The sequence below is a fragment of the Verrucomicrobiia bacterium genome, from assembly GCA_035460805.1.
Taxonomy (GTDB): domain Bacteria; phylum Patescibacteriota; class UBA1384; order CAILIB01; family CAILIB01; genus DATHWI01.
This window is the reverse complement of sequence record DATHWI010000133.1, coordinates 1-5,446: the sequence shown is the minus strand read 5'-3', so window position 1 is coordinate 5,446 and position 5,446 is coordinate 1. Positions and strand designations below refer to the sequence as shown.

2 protein-coding genes are annotated in these 5,446 nt (G+C 50.3%); both read right to left on the bottom strand.

The genetic code is table 11. From position 1 onward, the window contains the following. On the bottom strand, positions 1-373 hold a 373-nt coding region (locus tag VLA04_05635), incomplete at its 3' end, for a hypothetical protein (protein ID HSI21146.1). Between the two features lie 194 nt (positions 374-567). Continuing rightward, entirely contained in the window at positions 568-4,830 is a 4,263-nt protein-coding gene (locus tag VLA04_05630; GenBank protein HSI21145.1) for a hypothetical protein, read from the bottom strand. Between the last annotated feature and the right edge of the window lie 616 nt (positions 4,831-5,446).

Sequence of the window (5,446 nt, the reverse complement as noted above, 5' to 3'; positions counted from 1 at the left end):
AAAACGGTGCCTTTTCCAAAGCGGCTTTCAGCTTTTTCGCGTCACCCATTTCGAGCGTTGGGTGAGGTTTGGGCATGAACAATACGCATTCGGTATCGTGCCAGACAACCTTCCCCACCTGTTGGTCTGCCGCCATCCAGTCCGTACCGGGAAAGCCTCTCAACGCTTCGATTGAACTTAAGCTGGCCTTTCCCCAGTCGCTGGTATGGTTACATTTACCATAGTGTTCGTCGCCGGTGCTCCAAATATCCTGGTTCGCGCTGTCGATATTTACCATGAGAATATGGGTAACATCGCCAAGACGTGAGGTCTTTAAGGACCTGATACGTCCTTTGAGTGACGGCTTCTGTCCGGGTGTGCTGTCTGTTCCCATTTCTTCAGGGTAGGTGTACGTTACCGTCCAGACGACCGCTCCTGGCACAGAAGCAAACACAGACTCTGGCCGGGGCAGGGGAGGGAGAGGTGTTTCCACCGGCTGCGACCATATACAGGGTGCAGAAAGGAACAAACTGGCAATCATGCAGCAAAAGGTCTTGTTCATCATAAAACCATTCCAATTAGCTATGTTTACTGAGCAACCACCTCTATTTGCTTATCAATGATCTCCCCGGTAAGGCGATCGATAGCCACGTGAATCCAGAGACGCTTTTCTCCTTCGACCACAAACTGATCCAGTGTAGTGGCAGATTTAGGATACTTACCCGTCTGTGCAATAACATCGATCATCAGATTCCATACACGGGTCTGTCCACAATCCGCGAGAGGCCGCAATGCGGATTCCCGGAAGCGCTGTACAATGGGCGATACCATATTATTGCTGTTAGTAGTATCTGTATATACTGTTGTATCAAGCAAACCGGTGAAGCCTGAATAGGTAGCGGTAACATTCTGGCCGGTTACCGGCGTAGGAGGTATATAGGTAAACCAGTCAGGTGCGGCACCTGGAGCAATGGGGGTTGGTCCGGCTGACATCTCCGGCACATAACGTCCTACCAGGTGGCTTACATTGCTTAGCGGGCCTCTCCATATGTCAGTTGTATTTGAGGTGAAGGCGACAAGCCTTTGAGCGGCCACGGCTGCTTCTATAGGTGTAATGGGAGAAAACACATAAGCAGGCGGAGTCGGAAGCATATACCACTCATCGCGTCCCGCACCGGCAATAAGACACTGCAGTACAAGGTTTTGGCGCGTGTTAAGATCGACCTTGCCACCAACCACAGAATTGACAGGAGGCAGACCAACGCAGAATGTATCTAACAGAGCAGTAAAGCCACTTTCAGGGGTGAAAAAGTCGATGTTCTTCCAGGGTGTTCCTGTAAAAGCATAGCTCATTTCACTCACGCTCCTGAAGCCGCGATTAAGAATAACAGGCCTGCTCTGGCACTGTTGCGTAGGCGTACCCACGGCGGAAGTATTAAACGTACATGCCGTAGCCATTGGCAGGCCAATACGTGTAGGAGACGATGTAATAGGCTGCGCCAGGCTGCTTGTAGAAGCATCCGTCATAGTAACATTCGCATATGCTCCCATCGCGCGCCTGCAAATTCCGTCGGCATCTTCAAAATACAGAGTAGTAGAGGACTTGTTACTACGTGTATTAAAGATGACATTGGGATCATTTTGAGTCAAAAGACCGGGGAAATACAAAGGCGATATATCACCTGTGGAACTCGGTAGCGAGGCGCTGAAGCCGGAACCTGCGATGATACGCATTTGAAGATTCTTAGCGATGCCAGGTACAGAGTAATTAACGTGATTGGCTTTATCCGCACGGGGGCGGGAAGTCTCCATTACGGTAAACTCATTGGCTTTGAAAATATCGTTGGAAGCCTGTGTATTAAGCAGCACATTTTTATTGCCCAGAGGCTCCAGTAAGTAGCCTACCGTTGAAGTGGTCGTGCCTTTATTGCCAGGTGCTACGGCACCCAGGCCTTCACTGGTTGCCATTCCCCAGCGGGGGGTGCGAGGATCAGCAGCCGTTATGCAATCTGTAAACTGGTTGGTCGAAAACGGATTGTAATGCTGATCCTTCGTATATTCCGCCGCATTGGCTACCACGGGAGTAATGGCCAGACCGTGATAATCTGGATAGCAGGTATGGTAGGTCACCCATTTACCTGAGGCATCCAGATACTGTAGAACAAAAGTAACCTGAGGATAACCGCCACTCTTTGCTAAAATGTATTCAGCAAAACTCACCTGACTGCCCTGAACAACATAAGAGCCATCGACTGTGGGTTGAGCGGGCGTGCTCTTGATGGACATTTCAAAAGAGACAGGGGCTTTGCCCAGCAGCATACCATTGTACTTACGCTTGGTATTGGCATCAACAACGCTGGTTTTGGACTTAAATGCAGTTGGATCGGATTTCCACGGCGCGTTACTCCATAAGAGCGTAGGTTCGCGAAACAGAGTTCCGTTGATGTCATTAAACTGCATCTCGGTATTATCCACAGTCAGTTCATTGGCGGATGATACCGGCCAGTAATACGTCATGTTGGGTGTAGCATTGTTATCCTGAGGTATGATCTTGTCAGGATAATAGCCGGTAAGTTCCGCACATATTCCTACACGCCATTTTGCGAGATTGGAAGGATTGGAAGTCTGCGCATAGATGCGAAACTGCGCAGGCCGTAGGGAAGGATTATTGGTAGCGGTGGAAGGATCGTAAGGATTCCATAAATTGGGAATCATCATGAAAGCTACTTTGCCTGCGTTAACCAGATTGCCCTTCTTTGTACGCTTAATTGACCAGGGTATAAGGGCACCCTTGGAATCTTTAAGAGTAGTATTAGGTGGAATGGTGCTGATATACGTAGAAGGCTGTATATTACCGGAAGGAAAATCCCACTGGCTTACCATTTGGGATTGCTGTGTTATCCCAATAGGATTGAGACTGAGTACGTCGCTGGAATTCAGCAGGGGATCGGGCAGATCTTCCACCACGGACATTACATGATAGCGATAGAAGTAGGGCAGATCTTCAGCACCATAGAGTGTGGTAACTCCACCTGGACCGCTGTTAATCTGTATGCATGTAGGATAGCTGTCGGAATCCTGTTGATCGATCAGATTAGCCATGATTTGCAAAACCTGATAGTCAACAGAAGTATCCAGTGTGTACTGATAATTACTGAGCGTTGTATCGAGGTTGGGAGCTCCCTTTCCGAGGGCGCCAACAATGATGGCGGCTTTGAGAAGTTCCGCAAAATCGGGTTCACGGCCTGCTGCTGCAACTTTGTCCAGTGTAAGTATGACATTGCTGCCATGGTTGTACACCCACGGAGAGCTGGGATCTGTACTCTTTAAACCAAAATAGTTATAGATGGGGTCTGAATCCGAAGCGCTGGCTGTAAAACCTGCAGGCAGGCTGGAGTTGGTCGCGCTATAGGTAACCATGCTGAGATAGTTCAGCGGAAAACGATTGAGTACGAGCGGTTCACCCGGCACTGCCTGCTGACCGTTCAGGCGCGTAAAGGCGCTTTTAACGCGTATACTGAGAAAGGCCGGATTGATGATATCATCACCGCCGGCGGCGTCATTGTTACCGGCGTATTTAGACTCATTAGGAGAGCCACCCGCTGTCGGGGGAGGCGTTGAAACATTGACGATGCGGGGGCGGGCAGGGTGAGGCGTGTACGATGGCTGCTCCAGGCTGCGGCTGAATGTGCCCATATACTGGAGAATATCCGAGCTGAGCCCCTGCGACTGTACCAGGCGGATAAGTTGTTGACGGCTTACCAGCATCTGATCCGAACGTGGTGCACCGGTGGCCGCAGGCAGAGCGGAAGTGTTTACGCTGAGAAATCCCTTCTTCTTACCGAAGTTAGGAGAAGTTGTATCGGTCTGGCAGTAGTTGTAGTTGGCAAAGTTATTTAACCAGCTGGAAGCGGAGGCTGGATTAAATGCTACGGAGCCAAACTGCGAGCTGTTTGTGCCAAGCTGGGATGTATAGGGGTTTCTCCAGCCGACAATCTGGTCGACCTGACTTTGGGTAAGCCCCAGTTGCTTTAAATCGGCGTAAGCAATAGAAGTCTTCTGACTAACCTGCTGAGGCGTAAGGCTGCTGGGATATCCTGCTGCATTCATATCCAGCGTGCCGCCTTCATTGTAAACAGCATAGGCAAAACGCCCCACAGAAAACTCTGAATTTGCCGTATCCTGCAGCTTGGGCAGATCCGCAGATGAATAGCTTTTGGACGCACCGGAGCGAGTGACAATAACCCAGTCTGGAGATGGGAAAGTACTTACTGGAGTTGGGTTTAAGTCAAGGCCCTGATTCGCTGCCGCCCTGCCAATGAGGTAATGGCTGTTCCAGCGGGCAGGAGTCACCAGGCGGCCGTCCAGGGATGGAGCACGGGAGCTGGCGGCAGAAGCCCGGATGACACCGTCACCGGCAAAGTTTGCATTCAGCGAGGAGTTATAGAAGGGTGTTGCGTTCTGGCTTATCTTAATAAGATTTGCCAGACCATCTGTCTCAACACCATTAACAATAGTGGGAGTAAAACCGGTGATAGCGGGTACAGCAGTTGATATTCCGCCGCTGCCTGTATCTTTAGGCTGATACACAACATAAGTATTAGCGCCGGAACCGTACGTTGTACTTGTCGAGCCGTCTATAATCTCCTGGCGAAAATCCCCAATAATAATATCTCCGCCGCTTAGCGCCAAATCCAGAGCTTTTGCTGAAGAAATGCTGTTGGATGAGAGCTGTGCAGCAGAATTCGACCTTAACAGCAAAAGCAGCGCAAGGCCGATAAACAGGGTGACAAAGCAAAGCACGATAATGAGGGACTGCCCGGACCTGGATCGCGGATGAACGTGTTTCATGTTGAGCTCGGATGACAATTGAGGACGCAAGATCGGAGACTAATTCCAGGTCGTGGCGCGATTGTCCTTGTGGTGATGAGTTTTATTGCAGTTTTGGCGGGAAGAGTCAATGTGGTGTTGCATAGAAGTGCAGCGTTTACGAGGGCTAAACAATGCCCAAGGTGCCGGGAGGCTTGAGAATGGGGAGTCGAATTCCAGATGCAAAATATATGATCGGCACGCAGGCGTCAACATAAAGTGCACATATATGCACTTTAATCAGGGTGCTAAGGCTTGCATCACCTGTAGATCCAATAAGTGCACGTTAATGCACATATGGATTGCTCGATTCACTGCCGAAGCGGTATGAGTTGATTGAGGACTCCCATTACCGTCCAGTCACGCCTGTTGGGCCACTGCTGTGGAACCAGCATGTTATGGCGAGGGAGAACGCGATCTTCAAGAAGATGACTCCGCAGAAAGCTTTGTCCGCCGCGTGCAGAACTGTGCAATCCCAGCTGGATAAGGTGTTGCATCCGGTTCCGGGGCCGGTAATTGACCTACGGCACCTTGTTGGCCGCGATTGCCGCAACGGTGTACCAGTGGGATTTCAGGAAGGGAGGAGCGGCATGGTAGC

What these genes read in the sequence shown, in the direction of transcription:
- VLA04_05630 (HSI21145.1), bottom strand. Translation starts at nt 4,830, where the DNA reads ATGAAACACGTTCATCCGCGATCCAGGTCCGGGCAGTCCCTCATTATC.